The sequence below is a fragment of the Kitasatospora sp. NPDC059722 genome, from assembly GCF_042733235.1.
In the GTDB taxonomy this organism is placed as follows: Bacteria; Actinomycetota; Actinomycetes; order Streptomycetales; family Streptomycetaceae; genus Kitasatospora.
In genome coordinates, this window is the sequence record NZ_JBHWGD010000031.1 from 52,983 (window position 1) to 53,281 (window position 299).

The window sequence follows — 299 nt, forward strand, 5'->3', positions numbered from 1 at the left end:
GGTTCGGTACTTGTGACGCTGGGTTGTTCGGTTCCTGGTGCGGGCGGGCCGGTTCCGGGTCGGGCCCGGTGGTGGCTGGTGCCGGTTCCCGTCCGGTGGTGCGGTGAGGCCTGGAGCCGGGTGGCGCCTGGCCGTTGAGTGTCGTTGCCCGTTGTCCGGCGGTGCGCTGGTCGTGGGGCGGTGGTGCGGGTGACCGGGCCGGTGGTTCCTTGGCGCGGGTACTGCCCGACACTGCGGTGCTGCTGGCCCGGTGGCCCGGTGTTGGTGCCTGGTGCGGTGGGCGTCCGGCACGTTAGGCC